Origin of the sequence: Gaiella sp. (assembly GCF_039915195.1) — a bacterium.
Taxonomy (GTDB): domain Bacteria; phylum Actinomycetota; class Thermoleophilia; order Gaiellales; family Gaiellaceae; genus Gaiella.
The window spans coordinates 1-20,236 of sequence record NZ_JBDSNT010000068.1 but is presented as its reverse complement, the minus strand read 5'-3'; the positions used below and the strand labels follow the sequence as shown (position 1 = coordinate 20,236).

The following is a 20,236-nucleotide window of genomic DNA, read 5'->3' as shown; positions in this document are numbered from 1 at the left end:
CTACAGCGGAGACCCCGGCGGGAACCCTGGCATCCGGCTGAGGCCGGACACCACCACCGACCATCTCGTCGTGTTCACGCCCTCGGGGCGGCGTGGCCGGTTCGAGGACGGCACGACCGTGCTCGAGGCGGCCCGGCGACTCGGTGTCGACATCGACTCGGTCTGCGGTGGTCGGGGCATCTGCGGCCGCTGCCAGATCGAGGTGAGTGAAGGCGAGCACGCGAAACACGCGATCGTCTCCGAGGCCTCCCACCTGACGCCGATCAGCGACGTCGAGCAGGCCTACGCAGCCGACCGCGGGCTCTTGCCGGGGCGGCGCCTCGGCTGCACCGCCCGCGTTGTCGGTGAGCTCGTGATAGACGTGCCACCGGAGAGCCAGGTGCACCGCCAGGTCGTGCGCAAGGAGGCAGACGCGCACCCGATCGAGGTCAACCCCGTCGTTCGTCTCCACTACGTCGAGGTCGAGGAGCCGGATCTCGCCTCCCCGACGAGCGACCTCGGACGCCTGCGCGCGGCGCTCGAGCGTGAGTGGGAACTGATAGGCCTCATGTGCGACGCACACGTCCTGCCCGTCCTGCAGAAGACCCTGCGCCGTGGCAACTGGGGGGTCACTGTCGCGGTTCACGACGGCTCGACGATCACCGGCGTCTGGCCGGGCCTCCACGAGACGATGCTCGGGATCGCCTTCGACATCGGCTCCACGACGGTAGCGGGCCATCTCTGCGACCTCACGAGTGGTGACGTGCTCGCCTCCGCAGGCGAGATGAACCCGCAGATCCGCTTCGGCGAGGACCTGATGAGTCGTGTCTCCTACGTGATGATGAATCCCGGCTCCGAGAAGGAGCTCACCCGCACGGTGCGCGGCTGCCTCGCGAAGCTCACCGCGGAGCTCGCGAACGACGCCGGCGTCTCGCGCGACGACATCCTCGAGATCACCCTCGTCGGCAACCCGATCATGCACCACCTCCTCCTCGGCCTCGACCCGACAGAGCTCGGCGGAGCTCCCTTCGCGCTCGCGATCGACGAGGCTGTGCGCTGCCCTGCCGTCGACCTCGGCCTCCCCGTACATCCGGGTGCGCGCGCGTACGTGCTCCCGTGCATCGCCGGACATGTCGGCGCCGACACGGCCGGCGTGATCCTCTCCGAGGGCCCGTACCTGGGCGAGGAGGTCAACCTGATCGTCGACGTCGGGACTAACGCGGAGATCGTGCTCGGCAACCGCGATCAGCTCCTCGCAGCGTCGAGCCCGACAGGTCCCGCCTTCGAGGGCGCCCAGATTAGCTGCGGCCAGCGCGCCGCGCCAGGCGCGATCGAGAGGGTACGCATCGACCCGGACACGCTCGAGCCTCGCTATCGCGTGATCGGGAGCGAGGTCTGGTCGGACGACCCGGCGTTTGTCGGCACACACGTCACCGGCGTCTGCGGCTCGGGGATCATCGAGGCGGTTGCCGAGCTCCACCTCGCGGGCATTCTCACCACGGACGGCACGATCGACGGCGCGCTCGCAGCACGCTCTCCGAGAATCGTCCCCGACGGTCGGACGTTCTCCTACGTGATCTCCGACGGCGAGCCCGAGCTCAGGATTACCCAGAACGACATCCGGCAGATCCAGCTTGCGAAGGCCGCGCTCCACGCGGGGTGCATGCTCCTGCTCGAGCGGTACGGGATCGCGCGCGTCGATCGCATCCGTCTCGCGGGTGCTTTCGGGAGCCACATCGACCCGGTTTACGCGCTCGTCCTCGGGCTGATTCCCGATTGCGATCCGTCCGGGGTGACCTCGGCCGGCAACGCCGCCGGCACGGGCGCGCGAATCGCCCTTCTCGACTCCACCGCGCGCGCCGAGATCGAGGAGGTCGTTCGCCGCGTCGAGAAGATCGAGACCGCCGTCGAGCCACGCTTCCAGGAGCTCTTCGTCGGTGCCATGGCGATTCCCCACGACACCGACCCATACGAGCGACTTCGTACCGTCGTCACCCTCCCACCGCGACGCGTCGCCGATGCAACCGACGGTCGCACGCGCCGCCGTACCCGTCCTGATTCGACCCAGAGGAGCCTTTCATGATGGAGAAGCTGACATGACCGAGACCGCCGGAGGTCGCCGTAGCGGCGGCCGCGCCGCGAGACAGGCCGCGCGTGCGATCACGAACGCCGTCAGCGTTCCCTACATCACACGAACGATGAAACCCTTCGAGGTGCTGTCCGAGGAGCACCTGGCGCTGATCGAGGACAACGCAGACACGGTGCTCGAGCAGGTCGGGATCGAGTTTCGTGACACCCCGGAGGCGCTCGTTCTGTTCAGGGACGCCGGTGCCGACATCGACGGCGAGCGCGTCCGCTTCCCCCGAGGCCTTGCCCGTCACCTCGTCTCGAGCGCGCCGGCGCAGTTCACGCAGGTTGCCCGCAATCCGGCGAACAACGTCGAGATCGGCGGCATGAATACCGTGCTCGCGCCCGCCTATGGCTCACCATTCGTGCGCGACCTCGACAACGGTCGCCGCTACGGGACGATCGAGGACTTCCGGAACTTCGTAAAGCTCACCTACATGACGCCGTTCCTCCACCACTCGGGAGGTACCGTCTGCGAGCCCGTCGACATCGCCGTCAACAAACGGCACTACGACATGGTCTACGCGCACATGCGCTACTCCGACAAGGCCTTCATGGGCTCCGTCACCCACCCGAGCCGGGCCGAGGACACGGTCGCGATGGCGCGGATCCTCTTCGGTGGCGACTTCCTCGAGGAGAACACGGCGATCGTTTCGCTCGCGAACGCCAACTCGCCGATGGTCTGGGACTCGACGATGCTCGGAGCCGCGAAGGCGTACGCCGAGGCAAATCAGGGTGTCCTGATCACACCGTTCATCCTCGCGGGGGCGATGAGCCCCGCCACGGTCGTGGGTGCGGCAACGCAGACACTCGCCGAGGCGCTCGCCGGGATGGCGTTCTGCCAGCTCGTGCGGCCGGGTGCGCCGGTGATCCTCGGCTCGTTTGCGTCGTCCATGTCGATGCAGTCTGGCGCGCCGACGTTCGGCACTCCCGAGCCGGCACTGATTCTCTACGTGATGGCCGCGCTCGCGCGACGGCTCGGGATCCCGTTCCGTTCGGGAGGTGGCTTGACGGCATCGAAGATCGCCGACGCGCAGGCTGCCTACGAGTCGGCGAACACCATGCAGCCGACGATGCTCGGTGGAGTCAATTTCGTTCTGCATACCGCGGGGTGGCTCGAAGGGGGCCTCGCGATGGGGTACGAGAAGTTTATCCTCGATGTCGATCAGGCAGCGGCGTGGCACTCCTTCGCGAAGGGCGTGGACATGACGCGCAACGGCCAGGCGATCGACGCGCTGCTGACGAACGAGCCGGGGACGCACTTCCTCGGTCACCCGCACACCCTCGAGAACTTCGAGGGCGCGTTCTGGCGCTCGTCGAACGCCGACAACGGCAGCTTCGAGCAGTGGGATCTCGAAGGCGCGAAGGATGCGAACGTTCGTGCCAACGCGACGTGGAAGAAGATGCTCGCGGAGTACGAGGCGCCGCCGATCGACGACGCGATCGACGCGGAGCTGATCGAGTTCATCGAGCGCAAGAAGGCCTCCTTCCCGGACTCGTTCGCGTGATAGCGACCGTCTCGACATCGATAGGAAGGCCCGCGACGATCGCCGAGCTTGTTGCCCGCTCGCGCTACGAGGTGATACCGCTCGCGGGAGCCGAGGAGCAGGTGCTCGAGCACGTTCCCCGCGACGTCACCCTCACGGTTACCGCATCGCCGATCAAGGGTCTCGCTCCGAGCCTCGAGCTGGCCGAGAAGTTCTCGGCGCACGGCTACCCGGTCGTGCCGCACCTGTCGGCGCGGCTCGTCGCCGACCGCTCCCATCTCACTGAGCTCGTCGCACGATTCGACGAGATGGGGGTGAAGGACATCTTCGTCGTTGCAGGCGATGCCGATCAGCCGGCGGGTGCCTTCGAGGGTGCAGCCCAGCTGCTCCAGGAACTGCAGGAAGTCGACCACCCCTTCGAGCAGATCGGCATCACGGGGTACCCGGAGAGCCATCCGTTGATCGACGACGAGACCACGATCGCCGCGATGTTCGAGAAGTCGCGCTACGCCACGTACATCGCGAGTCAGATCTGCTTCGACTCGAGGGTGACCGTCGCGTGGGTGAACAATGTCTGGGCGCGCGGCACGAAGCTGCCAATTCTCATCGGCATCCCCGGCGTCGTCCCTCGCGCGAAGCTCCTCCGTGTCTCGTCGCGAATCGGGATCGGTGAATCGATGCGGTACCTCCGCAAGCATCACGACTTCGTCACCCGATTCTTCCGGCCCGGCGGGTTCAGTCCCGACAGGCTGATCAGGGGTCTCGCACCCGTTATCGCCGACCCCGAGCAGAAGATCGCTGGCTTCCATATCTTCACGTTCAACGATCTCGCTGACACGGAGGCCTGGCGACAGAACAAGCTCGCAGGCTCCTGAGCATTGTGTCGAATCAACACAAACTCATCCGATGACGGACAACACCTACGACTTCGTGATCGTCGGCGGCGGATCGGCGGGTTGCGCGCTCGCGAACCGGCTCAGCGCCGATCCCTCGACGCGCGTCCTCGTGCTCGAGGCCGGACGCTCGGACTACAAATGGGATGTCTTCATCCACATGCCCGCCGGTCTCGCGACCCCGATCGGCAACAAGCTCTATGACTGGAAGTACGAGTCGGAGCCGGAGCCGCACATGAACGGCCGCAAGGTGTATCACGCTCGCGGCAAGGTGCTCGGGGGCTCCTCGAGCATCAACGGGATGATCTTTCAACGTGGCAACCCTCTCGACTACGAGCGCTGGGCGGGCGACGCCGGTATGGGCAGGTGGGACTACGCGCACTGCTTGCCGTACTTCAAGCGGATGGAGAACTGCCTGGCGGGTGCGGACGAGTTCCGGGGCGGGGAGGGGCCGCTCGTGCTCGAGCGAGGCCCGGCCACGAGCCCTCTCTTCCGGGCGTTCTTCGAGGCGGTGCAGGAGGCGGGCTATCCGCTCACCGACGACGTCAACGGCTACAAGCAGGAGGGCTTCGCGGCGTTCGATCGCAACATCCATCGCGGTCGGCGCCTGAGCGCGGCCCGCGCGTATCTCCATCCCGTGATGAACCGCCCGAACCTCGAGGTGCGCTGCAACACCTTCGTCAACCGGGTGCTGTTCGACGGCACGCGTGCAGTGGGGGTTGAAGTTGCAGGCCGAACTGGCCCGAAGCAAATCGACGCGCGCGAGGTGATCCTTTGCGGCGGCGCGATCAACTCGCCCCAGCTGCTCCAGCTCTCGGGTGTGGGCAACGCCACGGAACTCGAGGCGCTAGGCGTCGGCGTCGTGCACGACCTTCCGGGCGTGGGCGAACACCTCCAGGATCACCTCGAGGTCTACATCCAGTACGCCTCGAAGCAACCGGTCTCGGTGGCGCCCGCCATGAAGTGGCGCAACCGCCCGTGGGTCGGTTTCAAGTGGCTGTTCTTCCGCACCGGCCCCGGGGCGACGAATCACTTCGAGGCGGGCGGATTCATCCGTGGGGACGACGAAGTTGCCTACCCGAACCTGATGTACCACTTTCTGCCGGTCGCGATCCGCTACGACGGCTCCTCGCCTGCGGCCGATCATGGCTACCAGGTGCACGTCGGCCCGATGTACTCGGACGCGCGCGGCTCCGTGAAGATCATCTCGAAGGATTCGCGCGCGCACCCTGCGTTGCGCTTCAACTACCTCTCCACCGAGCAGGACAGGCGTGAGTGGCTCCAGGCGATCCGCACGGCGCGAGAGATCCTCACCCAGCCGGCCTTCGAGCCGTTCAACGCAGGCGAGATCTCACCAGGCCCTTCGGTCGAGACCGACGAGGAGATCATCGCGTGGGTGGCACACGATGCCGAGACCGCCTTGCATCCGTCTTGCACGTGTCGGATGGGCGTCGACGAGATGTCCGTCCTCGACCCAGAGTCGATGCGTGTTCGCGGCCTCGAAGGCCTACGCATCGTCGATGCATCGGTCTTCCCCTACGTGACGAACGGGAACATCTATGCGCCGGTGATGATGGTGGCCGAGAAGGCCGCCGACCTGATCCTCGGCAACACACCGCTCGAGCCGGAGCGGACGCCGTTCTACCGGCACGATCCGGCCGCCGGGGGATAGAAGGTCAGGTCTTGCAATCACGCATCGACGGAATGTCGCAATGCAAGGCCTGACACCACCCTTACGAGCTGCCCGCCACGCTCAGCACCGCCTTGACGATGCCGTCGTAACCGGTGCAACGGCAGAGGTTGCCCGACAGCCCGATCCGTACCTCGTCCTCCGTCGGCCTCGGGTTCGCCTCGAGCAACGCCGTCGCGGAGACGAGCATCCCCGGCGTGCAGAAGCCGCACTGGACGCCGCCGAGATCGAGGAACGCCGTTTGCAGCGGGGCAAGTGTGTCGCCGTCGGCGAGTCCCTCGACTGTCGTGATCTCGCTGCCCTCGGCCTGGAGGGCGAGGTAGGAGCACGCGTTCACGGGCTGGCCGTCGAGGAGCATCATGCAAGCGCCGCACTCCGAGTCGTCGCAACCCTCCTTCGAGCCTGTCAGACCGACGACGTCACGAACGGCAGCGAGCAGGTTCGTGCCTGGATCGAGATCGACCGGGTAGGAGACTCCGTTCACGTTGAGTGTGGTTGCGACCTTCATGCGTTCTCCCCTCGTGCGCGTGAAAGCGCTTGATCGATCGCGCGCCGGGCGATCACTGCCGCCATAGCGCGCCGGTAGTCGGCCGATCCCCGAACGTCGGAGATCGGAGTTGAGGCAGCGGCCACTGCTGCGCCCGCGCTCTCGATCGCTGCGCTGCCCCCGTCGCTCCCGATCAGTGCCGCCTCTGCCTCGGGGATGCGCCTGATCGTCGCGGAGAGCGCGGTCATCGCGACCCGCGCGTCCGTGACGAGACCGTCGGCAACGGTCACCGCCGCAGACGCGCCCACGACGGCGATCTCCATCTGGCGGCGGTACTCGAGCCGGAGGTACGCGCTGCCCGTTCCTGCTGGGGGCGCCGGAATCTCGACGCCGACGAGAAGCTCGTCGGCTGCAGCCGACGTCTTGCCCGGCCCTGTCCACAGATCCTCGACTGCGACGGAGCGGGTACCGGACGGAGAGCGGAGCGTCACCGTGGCACCAAGACAGACGAGGGGGCCGCCAGTCTCCATCGCGGGCGACGCGTTCATCAGGTTGCCGCCGACCGTGCCCTGGGCGCGGGTTGCGTGCGAGCCGACGATTGCGCTCGCATCGGAGAGCGCGGTGAAGCGCGAGCGAACGTCGTCGCTCGCCGCAATCTCGGCGTGGCTTGCGAGCGCTCCGAGCCGCAGGCCCCCGTCGGCGAGAGATTCGACGCCATGCAGTTCGGCAACGCGGTGGATCGCGACGACGCTCTCTGGCATCGTCGACTTGCCGGACCGAGCGCCGACGACGAGGTCGGTGCCGCCCGCCACTGGACGGGCACCCGCTGCGACGGCCGCGACAGCATCGTCGACGCTCGTGGCCGTGGTGAACGTCTGTACGCTCATGCTCCCGCCTCCCAGACCCGCTCGGGTGTCATCGGCAGCTTGTGCACGCGCGCCCCGATCACCTTGGCGATCGCATTCGCGACCGCGCCCGCCGTCGGCACGCACGGTGGCTCCCCGACGCCCTTCGAGCCCTTCGGGCCGGCGCCGGGCGTATCCGTCTCGATCCACGCCACGTCGATCCTCGGCGCGTCGGAGGCCGTGACGAGCTTGTAGTCCGTCAGATGTGCGTTGCGGTGGCGTCCCTCTGCGTCGAGCTGCGTGCCCTCCGAGAGAGCCTGGCCGATTCCCATCACGACGCCGCCGTAGACCTGGCCGTCGGCGCCGATCCTGTTCAGGATCTTGCCGCAGTCGTGTGCGGCCGCGACCTCGAGTACCCGGGCGACGCCCGTCCCCCGGTCGACCCGCACGCGAACCGCATGGGCGATCAGCTGAGGCGCGTGGAACGACTCGAGCCCGAGCCGCCCGACGCAACCCTCGGCCGGAGCCTCCGGGCCATCCGGAACGACATCCTCGCTCTTACCGTGGAACGTCCCTTCTCCGGCGAGATCCGCGATCGACACCGACTTGTCGGGTGATCCCTTGACGAGGATCGATCCGCCCGTGAGCTCGAGGTCGTCACGCGACGCCTCGAGCTTCTCCGCCGCTGCGTCGAGCAGCTGGTCGCGCAGGTCGACCGCCGCGGCGATCACTGCCCGGCCGCTGTTGAACGTCGTCTGCGAGCCGCACGAGCCCATGTCCCAGGGCGCCGCGTCCGTGTCCTGGTACAGCATCGAGAAGTCCTCCGGCTGCATGCCGAGCTCGGCCGCGACGTACGTGGGCATGGCCATCACGGAGCCGGTGCCGTTCTCCTGCGCTCCGGTGATGATCGTGCCGCTGCCGTCCGGGTTGAGCTTGACGTAGGCGCCGCTCTTCGACGCGAAGCAGGGCCACCAACCGACAGCAACACCGATGGCCTCGTCCTCGGGCAGCTCCTGCCCGTACCCGATCATCTCGACCGCCTTCTCGAGCGTCTCCCTCATCGCGATGTTCTCGAGCACCTGGCCGGTTGCGGTGACGGAGCCGGTCTCGACGATCGTCTTGCGACGGAGATCGACCGGATCCATTCCGAGCGCCACTGCGAGCTCGTCCATGTGCTGCTCGAGCGCCCAGCACACCTGTGGTGCCGTCGGGGCGCGGATCGAGGAAGACGGCTGGTTGTTTGAGTACACGAGCGAAGACTCGATGTGGACGTTCTCGAGCTCGTACGGCCCGAGCGCGTGCATCGCGGCCATCTGTGCGAAGAAGCCGCCCTCGCCGCAGTAGGCTCCCTTGTCGAGGACGAGCCGCGCCTTGCGGGCGACGAGCGTGCCGTCGGCGCGGGCACCGGTCTCGAACTCGAGCACCATGCCCTCGCGTCTGTGCCCGACGGCGAAGAACTCCTCGCGCCGCGAGAAGACGAGCTTCACCGGGCGGCGGGCCGCCTTCGCGAGCGCCGCGACATGACCCTCGAAGTGGAAGTCGCACTTGGCGCCGAAACCGCCGCCGAGCAGCGGCACGACGATCCGCACGTTCGACTCGGGGATCTGCAGGGTGGTCGCAACGCCGGCACGGGCCGCGTAGGGCACCTGGGTCGATGTCCACACCGTGAGCTTGTCACCCTGCCACTGCGCGATCACCGCGCGCGGCTCGATCGGCACCCCCTGCACCGGATCGGTGACGTAGCGTCCCTTGACGACGACGTCGGCGCTCGCGAGCGCCGCATCGGCGTCGCCCTTGACGATCGTCGAGTAGCCGAGCGTGTTTTCGTGACGACCGAGCGCCTCGTCGCCTTCGTAGCTCTCCCAGGTGGGGTGGACGAGCGTGGCGTCGTCGGCGAGCGCGGCTTCGAAGTCGGTCACGACGGGGAGCGGCTCGTAGTCGACCTCGATCAAGGCGGCTGCCTGCTCGGCGATCTCAGCGGTCGTGGCGGCGACGCCGGCGACGATGTCGCCCTCGAAGCGGACAGTGTCCTTCGCGAATAGTCGGCGATCCTGAACCATGCCGCCGTAGAGCACATCCGGTACGTCCTCGTGCGTGACGACGGCGAGCACGCCTGGGAGGGCGCGCGCCCTGGTCGTGTCGATTCGGGTGATCCGCGCGTGGGTGTGGTCGGCGTAGCGGAACTTCGCCACGAGCTCTCCTGCGAGCACGAGGTCGGCCGTGTAGCGGCCCGTGCCCGTGACTTTCTCCTTGCCGTCGGGACGTATGAACGCGCGGGGTTTCTCGACCGTTGCCACCGTCAGATCTCCTTCGTGGGAGTGTGTGCCTCTATCCAATCAGAGAGTGCCGGAGCGTACGTGATCTGCGCTGCACTCGGTTGCGCACCCGTCAGCCGAGACCGAGGATCTCGTCGACGCGTGCGACTACGTCATGCCCGCTGAGGCCACGGGCTGCAAGGGTCGTTCTGCGCTGGATCACGTCCTCGGCGCTCGTCGCCCACTCCTCGTCGGCCGCATAGACGACCTGGGCCACCACGTCGGGCGCGTCGGGGTGGATCCGCTCGAGCAGCTCGGGACGCTCCATCGCGGACGCGAGCACGCGATCTGCCTGCGAGCCGTAGAGGTGCGCGAGGTTGGCTACGACATCGTGGTCGAGCGACCAGCGGGCAACGAGATGGGCGGCGACCTTCTCCGGATCGGTAGCCCCGGGAAGAGGAACCGGATGCCGATCGACGGCGCCGAGTCCCAGGCGCCCGAGAGCATCGAGCGCGATCCGACGATACGTCGTCAGCTTGCCGCCCGCCACGGTCAGCATCCCGCCTTTCCCGAGGAGGAACGCGGTCTCACGACGCGCGTCGACCGTGGAGCCGTAGCCGCGCGGCAGGACGCGCAGCCCCGCATAGGTCGCGAGCACACGTTCACGCGAAAGCATCGTCGGGTCGAGGGCGACGCCCGCCTCGCTCAGAACGAGGGCGATGTCCGCCTCGGTCGCCGTGACGTCCGCCGGGTCGCCGTCATATCCCGTGTCCGTGGTGCCGAGAAGGAGAGTCCCCTCCCACGGATAGGCGAAGGTCACGCGCACCTTGTCCTGCGGAATTGTGAGCGCCGCCGACCATGGTTCGTCGAGCGGGAGCGTGATGTGAACGCCCTTCGACAACTGGCCGTACGGTTCGACCCCGGGATCCTCCAGTCGTCGTAGAGTGTCGAGCCACGGCCCGGTGGCATTGACGACGGCGCGCGCCTCGACTGAGACGACCTCCCCGGAGATGCGGTCCCGGAGCTCGGCGCCCTGCACCTTGCCGGCTACGAGTCGAAGCTCCACCACCTCGGCATAGCTCAGCACCGTGGCGCCTGCCTTTGCCGCGGCCGTCACATTCGCGAGGCAGAGCCGACCGTCGTGCGTCCAGGCGTCCTCGTAGGAGCCGCAGCCGCGCAGGCCTTCCGTGCGGAGGGGGGGAACCTGCAGCCGCGCCTGCTCGACCCCGACGAACCGTCGGGGTCGTTCGAGAGCGAGCGTGGAGTAGCTCCACAGCCCGGCCTGAATCGTCGCGGGCCTGTACGGGCCTCCTTCGTAGATCGGGAAGAGGAACGGAATCCGTCGGACGAGATGGGGGGCGACGACGCGCAGGAGCGCCCGTCGCTCCGTGTGTGCCTCGCGCACGAGCTTGATGTCGCCGAGTCGGAGGTAGCGAAGCCCGCCGTGGATCAGCTTCGACGATGCGCTCGAGGTGGCGCCGCCGAAGTCAGCCCGGTCGACGAGCGCAACTCGCAGCCCGGCCCGGGACGCCTCGTTCGCGATCCCCGCGCCGATGACGCCTCCGCCGACGACGAGTAGATCGAATCGGGCGCGGACCAGCTCGCTCAGGCTCGCCGCGCGAAGTGGGGCTCCACGTGGCGGCAAGGGCGTGACCATCTGCAGCCCAGCGTATGCGACAGCGCCCGGGCGACGTGACCGCGTCCGAAGGACGTCCCGAGCGTCAGTCGGAGTGACGACGCATCAGGTCGCGAGCGATCACGATGCGCTGGATCTCCGCGGAGCCGTCAACGACCTGGAGCATCTTTGCGAGCGCAATGAATCGCGCGAGCGGATAGTCGTGCAGCCACCCGTACGCCCCGAGCGTCTCGCTGCACTGGATCGCGGCGCGAAGTGCGGCGTCCGGCCCGAAGCGCTTGGCATGCGCGACTGCGACGGACCCTCCCTCCCTGCCGAGCAACTCTGCCGCCTTCCGGGTCAGCCCTCGCGCTGCCTCGAGCTCGGTGGCGACATCGGCGAGTGCCCAGGCGATTCCCTGATGCGCGTTCACGGGCTTCCCGAATACGGAGCGCTCGCTCGTGTAACGGACCGCGATGTCGAGCGCCTCGGCGTGCAGGCCGTTCGAGATAGCGGCGATGTCGAAGCGGGCGACGTCGATCGCGCCGAGCGCTGCGGTCATGCCCTGGCCCGGTGGGACGAGCAGGTGGGCCGTCGCGTTGTCGAGCTCGAGATTCGTGATCGGGAGGAAATCGGAGGCGGCCTTGCGATACGGCTCGCTGAAGCGCACGCCCGGATCGGCAGCGTCGATCACGAAGAGTGCTACGTCGCGGTGGCCCGGCTCCTCCTCGGTCTTCGCGACGACGAGCAGCGCGCTCGCGACGCCGCCGAGCGTGACCCAGGCCTTCGCGCCGCTGACGGCCCATGTGTCTCCGGTCCTCGTCCCGCGCGTCGTGATGGCGGTCGCGTCGGAGCCGGCGTGAGGCTCGGTCAGATAGAACCCACCGAGCTCCTCGCCCGAGACGAGCGGGCCTACCCACCGCTCGCGCAGTGCATCGTCGCCGACGCCCGCGATCGCCGTCGTGACGGCGTTGTGCATCGAGATCGAGAAGGCGAGCGCCGCGTCTCCGCGGCCGAGCTCCTCGAACACGTCGACAGCCTGAGGGAAGGAGAGCCCGAGGCCGCCGTCCGCCGGTTCCACGAAGAGGCCGGTGAGTCCCGAATCCCTGACGGCGTCGTGCGGGTAGGTCGCACTCGCCTCCCAGGCGTACACCGACGGCTGCACGACCTCACGGGTGAATGCGCGTGCGCGCTCGACAGCAGACTCGGACATGGCGGTCAGTATGGAATTCAATTGACGTGTCAGTCAAATCGGAGAGGATGACTACCTCGTCCGTGCGCGGGCGCTGCGTGAGAGCCCGCCGAGAGTCGAGTTCTGGAGCCACGTGGGACCTGATCGCCGAGATCGGCCTCAGCCGCGTGCGGATCCCCGACATTGCCGTCAGAGTCGACACGAGTACGGGGACGACTCATGCGTCGATATCGAAGACGATCACGTTGCGCAGGGCGCCTCCGCTGGCGGTCGACGCGACTGCCTCGTTGATCAGCTCCAGCGGGTAGCGGCCGCTGATCAGCTCGTCGAGCTTGAGGAGACCCTGCGTGTACAGCACGGCGAACGCGGGAACGTCGATCGCCGGGACGCTCGATCCCATCTTGCTGCCGACGATGCTGCGGCTGTCGTGAGCGAGCGTCGTCGGGTCGTACGAGGCACTCGCGCCGGTGGGTGTCATGCCGACGACGACGAGGTCGCCTCCTCTGCGGAGGAGCTCCATGCCGCTCTCCATCGCGCTCACCGAGCCGACCGTCACGAAGACGTAGTCCGCCCCGCGGCCGTCGGTGAGGCCGAGGACGGCGTCCCTGACATCACCGTTGTTCGGGCTGAACGCCTGCGTCGCGCCGAACTGGCGGGCTACCTCGAGCTTCGACTCGTCGAGATCGACCGCGACGGTCGACGCCGCACCGGCAATCGCAGACGCCTGGATGCTGTTCAGCCCGACGCCTCCCGCTCCGATGACGACGACGTGTGCGCCCGCCTCGACGCGTGCCGTCTTCGCCACGGCTCCGAAGCCGGTCAGAACACCACAGGCAAGAAGCGAGGCACAGTCGTATGGCAGCCCGTCGGGAATCGGCACCACCTGGGACTCATGGACAACGACCCGTTCGGCGAACGCGGCCGTACGAAACCCGTGGACGACCGGCTCGCCGTCCCGCGTTGTCAGTGGCCCCGGTGCGTCGAGCGGAAAGCTCGCGTCGCACAGTGCCGGCTGCTCGTGATCGCAGAAGAAGCACGTCCCGCATGCCCGCACGAGGGTGACGAGAACGCGTTGGCCCGGCGCCACCTCCGACACGCCCGGACCGACGGCGGCGACGACGCCTGCTCCTTCATGGCCGTAAACCGCGGGGCGGACACCCTCCCAGGCGCCGTTGAAGTAGGAGACGTCGCTATGACAGATGCCGCTCGCGGCAATGCGGATCTCGACCTCTCCCGGGCCTGGTGGAGCGAGAACCAGCTCCTCGATCGTGAGGGGGTGGCCCGGCTCACGAAGCACCGCTGCTCTTATGAGCCTCCCCGTCGTCACGAGTCCGAGACGCCGAGTCCGGTCGTCGGCGCGCCGATCAGGATCGCCGCGTTCCCGAACGAGAGCTTCCCCTCGGCCATCTGACCGTGAACTTCACCGATCTCGTCGAAGGCGCTCACCTGGCCGAGGCACGGATCGATCGCGCCGGCGCGAACGAGGTCGTTGTAGGCGATCGCCTGCTCGTCGTTCGTGCCGTGCGAGCCCTGAAGCCTCTTCTGTCGCACCCAGTGGTACCGGAGGTCGACCATCGCGGAGTACCCGGTCGTGCCTGCGCACACGACGACCATCCCGCCCGGCTCGCAGACGAAGATCGATGTCGGGATCGTGTCCTCTCCGGGGTGCTCGAAGACGATCGCGGGGTTCCTGCCCTTGCCGACGATCTCCCAGAGCTTGCCGCCGAAGGCGCGCGCCGCTCCCGTCCATTCCTTCTGACCGGGCCCGTCCGTCCAGTGTGGCGGGATCCCCCAGTGGTCGAACTCGGTACGGTCGATGTAGCCCTCCGCGCCGAGCCCGACGCAGTATTCGCCTTTGTCCGCACTCGAGACAACAGCGACTGCGATCCCGCCGGCCTGCTTGACGAGCTGGATCGCCTGCGTGCCGAGCCCACCGGAGCCACCCCACACGAGCACGACGTCGTCCTTCATCACCGTGTTTCCGGCCCAGCCGAAGAGCATCCGCTGGGCGGTCGTGCCGACGAGTGTTGGCGCTGCGGCAGCCTCCCACGTGAGGTGATCCGCCTTGGGCAGCACCTGGTGCTCCTGTGCGACTGCGAACTGCCCGAACGAGCCGAAGTTGCGGTCGTGGTCGTAGCCCCAGATTCGTGCGGAGGGAGCGATGATCGGATCCTTGCCCGCGACGATCCACGGGTCGTCGTCCTTCCACCAGCCGGGGTGGACGATGACCTCGTCGCCGACTGCGACGCGCTCGACGCCCTCGCCGACGGCGTAGACGATCCCCGACGCGTCGCTACCGCCGAGATGGAAGTCGTTCGGATCGCCGCCGCGCTGCCGCTGGGCGATCACGTCGACCGGTGTGCCGCGGGCCGCCCAGACGTTGTTGAAGTTGATGCCGGAGGCCATCACGGCGATGAGCACCTCGCGAGGCCCCGGAGCGGGCGTGTCGACCTCCTCTACCTGGAATGCGGTGCGCGGGTCACCGAAGCGGTCCTGGCGCACGAGCTGTGCGAACATGCGGGAGGGAATCTCGCCGACAGGTGGCAGGGTGCCGACGGGGACTGCGTCACTTGCGGGTGCCATCAAACGCGCTCCTTGTGCTCGGGGTGCGACCTCGACTGCCGCTTCGGGCCGAGAGCGTATCTTCCACCCGGGCTCTGGCGATCGTCTCATCCACCCGCGCGCGAAATCCGTGTGCGAGAATCCCGCGGTGTCCGCCGGTCTCGACGAACTCACTCCGGAGCAGCGAGAGATCCAGGCGCTTTGCCGGGACTTCGCCGCACGCGAGATCCGGCCGATCTCCCAGGCCGTCGACGAGGCCGACACCGAGATGCCGTGGGAAGTCTGGGCGAAGGCTGCGGCGCTCGGACTGACGTCGTACATGCTCCCGGAGGAGCTCGGGGGAGGTGGGCTGACGGACGTCTTCACCCAGGCTCTCGTCCAGGAGGAGCTCTGCTTCGGCTGCTCGGGGATCGGCAACCTGATCACGTCGAACGGCTTCGCTGCCAAGCCGATCCTCGTACTCGGGGGCGAGGAGCAGAAGCGCCGGTGGGTCGAGCCGATGACGGGCGAATCGCCGACGCTCGGCGCGCTCGCGATCACCGAGCCGGGCGTCGGCTCTGACGCCGCGGCGATCCAGACGACCGCGACCCGCACCGAGAACGGCTACGTACTCCGTGGGCAGAAGAGCTGGATCTCGAGCGCAGGGCCGGCGTCCACCTACGTCGTCTTCGCAACCGTGAAGCCGGGGTCGCGGTCGAAGGGGATCACGGCGTTCGTCCTCGAGAAGGGCGACGCCGGGTTCACGATCGGTCCGCCCGTCCGGAAGATGGGCCAGCGCGCGATCATCAACGCCGAGCTGTTCCTCGACGATTGCGAGATTCCGCTCGACCGGAGGCTCGGTGAGGAGGGCCAGGGATTCCGCGGCTTGATGCGGACGTTCGATCTCTCGCGGATCACGCTCGCGGCTGCCGCAACGGGCCTCGCTCGCGCTGCGCTCGAGTATTCCGTCGACTACGCGAAGTCGCGGGAGCAGTTCGGGAAGCCGATCGCGCAACACCAGGCCGTTTCGTTCCGCATCGCCGATATGGCGCTGCGGGTCGACGCGTCGCGCCTCCTCGTCTGGCGTGCCGCGCGGCTCGCCGATGCGGGCGCGGACATCTCGCGCGAGGCCGCGATGGCAAAGCTCTTTGCCTCCGAGACGGCGATGTGGTGCACGTGGGCGGCCGTACAGACGCTCGGCGGCTGGGGGTACTCGCGGGAGATGCCGGTCGAGAAGTGGATGCGCGATGCGAAGCTCGAGGAGATCGAGGAAGGCACATCCGACATCCAGCGCCTGATCATCTCGCGCAGCCTCCTGCGCGACTGAACGGTGGAGGGTGAGGCTTCAGCCTCACCCGTGGTTCAGCACAAGCGCCAGCCGCCCGTCCTTGGCGCCTTGCCATGCGGGTGAGGCTGAAGCCTCACCCCAGTGAGCGAACGGCCGCCGTGAGCTCCACCGGCCCCGGCAGCGTCGCGAGCTCCAGATCCTTCTGGTACGGCATCGGGTGCGACGGCGCTCCGACGCGTACGACCGGAGCATCGAGCTCCCAGAAGCTGTGCTCTGCGATATGTGCCGCGATCTCGGCCCCGAACCCTCCGAACTGGACGGCCTCGTGCGCGACGACGACGCGGTGCGTCTTTGCCACCGAGGCCGCGATCGTGTCGGTGTCGAGCGGGACGAGCGTCCTCGGGTCGACGATCTCGACGCTGATTCCCTCGGATTCGAGATCGCGCGCAACCCGCAGCGCGTGGGGGATCGTGGCGCCGAGGGCGACGACCGTCACATCGGTGCCGGCGCGCACGACGCGCGCCTTCCCGAGCTCGATCGCATACCGCTCCTCCGGGACGGGAACCGGCTCCCCGAAGAAGAGGAGCTTCTGCTCGAGGAAGATCACCGGGTTGTCGTCCTGGATCGCCGCCGCCAGAAGCCCCTTCGCGTCGAAGGGGTTCGACGGCATTACGACGACGAGTCCCGGGATGTGGGCGAAGAGCGCCTCGAGACTCTGGGAGTGCTGGGCGCCGAGGCGCAGCCCGCCGCCCGAGACCATTCGGAGGACGAGGGGCACCTTCGGTGTGCCGCCCATCATGAAGCGGAGCTTCGCCGCCTGGTTCAGGATCTGGTCGAACGCGACGCCTGCAAAGTCGGAGAACTGGAGCTCGACGACGGGTCGCAGCCCCGTCAGGGCGGCACCGATACCGCAACCGACAAACCCGCTCTCGGTCAATGGCGTGTCGCGGATCCGGGCAGCGCCGTACTTCTCGTACAGATCTTCGGTGGCCCGGAACAGCCCGCCGACGCGGCCGATGTCTTCGCCGATCACGATCACGTCGGGATCGGCCTCGAGCTCGAGGTCGAGCGCCTCGCGGATAGCGGCGACGAAGCCAAGCTCGCGGCCCGCCGGCTCCGGTGCCGCCGGGTAGCGGCGATGTGAACCGAAGACGGCCGGGATCAGGTCGTCGGCGCTCGCGTCCTCGTCGGCGAGCGCAGTCTTGATCGCGGCCTCGACCTCAGCCGCGACGTCGCGCTCGATGCTCGCTGCGCGTTCGTCGTCGAGCTCGCCCACCGAGCGGAGGTGGGCGGCGAATCGCGGCAGCGGATCCTTCGGCTCCCACTCGTCCACCACCGCCACATCCCGCACGTCGGGGAGGTTGGCACGCATCGAGTGCTGCATGCGGCGGAACGTTTTCATTTCGAGGAACGTCGGGCCGCCGCCCGCGCGAGCGAGGTCGAGAGCACGGGCCACGGCATCCTCGACGGCGAGCAGATCGTTGCCGTCGACGATCTCGCCCGGCATCCCGTACCCGACCGCGCGCTCTGCAAGGTCTTCGACCGCTCTCTGCGTCCGCCAGTCGGCCGAGAGAGCGAACTGGTTGTTCTCGCAGATGAAGACAACGGGCAGCTTCCAGGTTGCGGCGAGGTTCATCGCCTCGTGTGCCGCCCCCTGGCCCGCGGCGCCGTCCCCGAAGTACGCCACCGTCGCCTGTCCGGTTCCCCGCAGCGTCGCCGTCAGCGCCGCGCCGCAGGCGTGAGGCAGGCCGGCCCCGACGATCCCGTTGCAACCGAGGATGTCGAGGGAGAGATCGGCGATGTGCATCGAGCCGCCGAGCCCCTTGCAGTAGCCCGTCCGCTTGCCGAACATCTCGGCCATCATCCGGTGCATGTCGGCACCCGCCGCGATCAGGTGCCCGTGGGAGCGGTGGTGGCCGACGAGGTAGTCCGTCTCTCGCATCGCTCCTGCCGCGCCGACTGCGATCGCCTCCTGACCGACGCAGCTGTGGGCTGTCCCGAAGATCACACCCTGCTCGAACAGCTCCGCGGCGCGCTCCTCGAAGCTGCGGATCAGGAGCATCCGCCGGTACTGCTCGAGGAGAGGTGGTCGCTCCGGCGGCCGAACCGCGAGCGGGGGAGCGTCAGGCTGCGACATGGGGAGGGCGCTCGTGGAACTCGAAAACGTAGCCGTCGGGGTCGAGCGAGTAGAGGCTCTTGCCACCCTTGTTCGGCCCGGTCGTCATCTCGACCGGGCCGTCGGAGCGAAAGCGAACGCCCTGCGCGGAGAGATCCTCGTAGAGGGCCTCGATGTTCTGGACGAAGACGCAGAAGTGGCCTGTCCCGTGGTGGGACGGGGGTCCGGCGCCCGACTCCTTGCTGACGCCGCGATACTCGATGAGCTCGACCTGGGTCTCGCTGCCGGGGATCCGCAGGAACGCGACATCGAACCCGGTCGCCTCGGGAACGCCGACGATCCGGCCGACGACGGTCTCGGGAAGCTCGCCTCGCCAAACGACCTCGAGCCCGAGGAGCCCTGCGTAGAACTCGAGCGAACGCTCCATGCTGGAGATCGTGATCCCTCCGTGGCGCGCGCCGGTGATCGCCCAGGAGGGTGTCTGGCGCTCCGGGGTCTCCACATACGCGATGCTACTGAGAAGATGAAGTCGACGCGGAACGGGAGGACGACATGCTCCTGACGGAGAGGACAGCGGTGGTGACGGGCGCCGGCAGCGGCATCGGTCGGGAGATCTCGCTGCGCTTTGCTGCCGAGGGCGCGTGGGTCGCCGTCCTCGACCGCTCGAACGAGGCCGGCGAGGCGGTCGTTCGAGAGCTCGTCGCCGCCGGCTCGCGGGAGCCGGTACTCGCGGAGGTGGACGTCCGCTCGTCCGTTGCCGTGGACGAGGCGATCGATCACGTGGCGGGAGTTATGGGGCGGATCGACATTCTCGTCAACTGCGCCGGCGTGCGCGAGATCGGCGACGTCTACACCATGCCCGCCGAGGAGTGGGAAAACGTGATCGCGATCAACCTCAGCGGCACGTTCTACTGCTGCCAGGCGGTAGCGCGGAAGATGCGGGAGACCGGCGGCGGCTCGATCGTCAACCTTGCCTCGGTTGGCGGGTTGATCGGCCTCTCCCACCGTCCGGCGTACTCTGCCGCGAAGCACGGAGTCGTCGGCCTCACGAAGAGCCTTGCCCGGGATCTCGCTCCTGCGGGAATCCGAGTCAACGCGCTCTGCCCCGGCGTGATCCGGACGCCGATGACCGAGCAGTACTTCTCCGACGACAGCTTCGAACAGGAGCTCGCGACCTCCGTGCCGCTTGCGCGCTACGGAGAGACGAGGGACGTCGCGCAGGCAGCTCTCTACCTCGCGAGCGACATGGCGTCGTACGTGACCGGTGTCGCTCTTCCCGTTGACGGTGGTTGGCTGGCGGAGAAGAGCTTCGTCTCGGGAAGCGGTGGGTCGTCGTTCCTCGCCGGTCGCGAGACGCGCTCCCCGTAGGGGCGACGCACACGCTCGCGCGAGCGAAGCGGATGCGTCGCCCGCTCGTACCGTTACGACACCCGCGAGAAGGAGCCACCGAGTTAGGTCAGGCGATCGGGCAGATGTTGACGATGGCGGTTGGCGTTGCGCTGAGCCCGATCCCGATCCCGATCCCGATCATCGCCCCGGACTGCTCGTCAGCTCGCCTCGCGGTCGCGCGAACGGGCCGGCGTTCGTTCTCGGATGCGCAGCGAGCGCCGCCGTGATTCCGGGCTCTCGTGCAGCTCCCGAGGGCTCTACAGCTTGCTGATCGTGTCGCCGGCGCGCACCGCACCGGGTGTCACGACGCGGGCGTTGACGCCGCGCAGTCG

The 20,236-nt window shown here is 68.0% G+C and carries 15 protein-coding genes; 6 read left to right on the top strand and 9 right to left on the bottom strand.

Going from position 1 to position 20,236, the window contains the following annotated elements; translation table 11 throughout:
* Nucleotides 1-31: 31 nt before the first annotated feature.
* From ABIR74_RS07265 to betA, 4 genes are read left to right on the top strand one after another with little or no spacing between them, the layout of a single operon-like run.
* The gene (locus ABIR74_RS07265; protein WP_348176584.1) at nucleotides 32-2,062 is read left to right on the top strand and encodes an ASKHA domain-containing protein; all 2,031 of its coding nucleotides are present in this window, start codon (nucleotides 32-34) and stop codon (nucleotides 2,060-2,062) included.
* 13 nt (nucleotides 2,063-2,075) lie between these two features.
* Nucleotides 2,076-3,614, top strand: coding sequence for a trimethylamine methyltransferase family protein (locus tag ABIR74_RS07260; protein WP_348176547.1), 1,539 nt, complete (start codon nucleotides 2,076-2,078; stop codon nucleotides 3,612-3,614).
* Entirely contained in the window at nucleotides 3,611-4,468 is an 858-nt protein-coding gene (locus ABIR74_RS07255) for a methylenetetrahydrofolate reductase (protein ID WP_348176544.1), read from the top strand. The genes ABIR74_RS07260 and ABIR74_RS07255 overlap by 4 nt, the downstream gene beginning before the upstream one ends.
* 31 nt (nucleotides 4,469-4,499) lie before the next feature.
* Entirely contained in the window at nucleotides 4,500-6,158 is a 1,659-nt protein-coding gene (gene betA, locus ABIR74_RS07250) for a choline dehydrogenase (protein ID WP_348176542.1), read from the top strand.
* 61 nt (nucleotides 6,159-6,219) lie between these two features.
* On the opposite strand, the gene ABIR74_RS07245 is transcribed toward betA, so the two are convergent.
* The 7 genes from ABIR74_RS07245 to ccrA form a co-directional block, all read right to left on the bottom strand.
* Nucleotides 6,220-6,684 carry a (2Fe-2S)-binding protein gene (locus ABIR74_RS07245; RefSeq protein ID WP_348176539.1) on the bottom strand — a complete coding sequence of 155 codons (465 nt, stop codon included), beginning with the start codon at nucleotides 6,682-6,684 and terminating at the stop codon, nucleotides 6,220-6,222.
* Complete coding sequence (locus ABIR74_RS07240) at nucleotides 6,681-7,550, bottom strand: FAD binding domain-containing protein (protein WP_348176536.1); 870 nt, start codon at nucleotides 7,548-7,550, stop codon at nucleotides 6,681-6,683. Before ABIR74_RS07240 ends, ABIR74_RS07245 begins: the two co-directional genes overlap by 4 nt.
* Nucleotides 7,547-9,805: a xanthine dehydrogenase family protein molybdopterin-binding subunit gene (locus ABIR74_RS07235; RefSeq protein ID WP_348176533.1), complete on the bottom strand. Its 2,259-nt coding sequence runs from the start codon at nucleotides 9,803-9,805 to the stop codon at nucleotides 7,547-7,549. The genes ABIR74_RS07240 and ABIR74_RS07235 overlap by 4 nt, the downstream gene beginning before the upstream one ends.
* A 91-nt stretch (nucleotides 9,806-9,896) precedes the next feature.
* Complete coding sequence (locus ABIR74_RS07230) at nucleotides 9,897-11,420, bottom strand: glycerol-3-phosphate dehydrogenase/oxidase (protein ID WP_348176531.1); 1,524 nt, start codon at nucleotides 11,418-11,420, stop codon at nucleotides 9,897-9,899.
* 64 nt (nucleotides 11,421-11,484) lie between these two features.
* Nucleotides 11,485-12,591 (bottom strand): acyl-CoA dehydrogenase family protein, encoded by a 1,107-nt coding sequence (locus ABIR74_RS07225; RefSeq protein ID WP_348176528.1) that lies wholly within the window; start codon nucleotides 12,589-12,591, stop codon nucleotides 11,485-11,487.
* Nucleotides 12,592-12,787: 196 nt separating this feature from the next.
* Nucleotides 12,788-13,867: a zinc-binding dehydrogenase gene (locus ABIR74_RS07220; protein WP_348176525.1), complete on the bottom strand. Its 1,080-nt coding sequence runs from the start codon at nucleotides 13,865-13,867 to the stop codon at nucleotides 12,788-12,790.
* A 26-nt stretch (nucleotides 13,868-13,893) separates the two neighbouring features.
* Complete coding sequence (gene ccrA, locus ABIR74_RS07215; RefSeq protein WP_348176522.1) at nucleotides 13,894-15,153, bottom strand: crotonyl-CoA carboxylase/reductase; 1,260 nt, start codon at nucleotides 15,151-15,153, stop codon at nucleotides 13,894-13,896.
* Nucleotides 15,154-15,280: 127 nt separating this feature from the next.
* Between ccrA and ABIR74_RS07210 the strand changes: the two genes are divergently transcribed.
* A complete protein-coding gene (locus ABIR74_RS07210) occupies nucleotides 15,281-16,438 on the top strand; it encodes an acyl-CoA dehydrogenase family protein (RefSeq protein ID WP_348176519.1) in 1,158 nt (385 codons plus the stop codon).
* Nucleotides 16,439-16,532: 94 nt separating this feature from the next.
* Here ABIR74_RS07210 and ABIR74_RS07205 read toward each other — a convergent pair whose 3' ends face one another.
* On the bottom strand, nucleotides 16,533-18,536 hold the full coding sequence (locus tag ABIR74_RS07205; RefSeq protein ID WP_348176517.1) for a dehydrogenase E1 component subunit alpha/beta: 2,004 nt from the start codon (nucleotides 18,534-18,536) through the stop codon (nucleotides 16,533-16,535).
* Nucleotides 18,523-19,017, bottom strand: coding sequence for a VOC family protein (locus ABIR74_RS07200; RefSeq protein WP_348176514.1), 495 nt, complete (start codon nucleotides 19,015-19,017; stop codon nucleotides 18,523-18,525). The genes ABIR74_RS07205 and ABIR74_RS07200 overlap by 14 nt, the downstream gene beginning before the upstream one ends.
* 50 nt (nucleotides 19,018-19,067) lie before the next feature.
* On the opposite strand from ABIR74_RS07200, the gene ABIR74_RS07195 reads away from it, so the two are divergent.
* The gene (locus ABIR74_RS07195) at nucleotides 19,068-19,883 is read left to right on the top strand and encodes an SDR family NAD(P)-dependent oxidoreductase (protein WP_348176512.1); all 816 of its coding nucleotides are present in this window, start codon (nucleotides 19,068-19,070) and stop codon (nucleotides 19,881-19,883) included.
* Nucleotides 19,884-20,236: the final 353 nt, after the last annotated feature.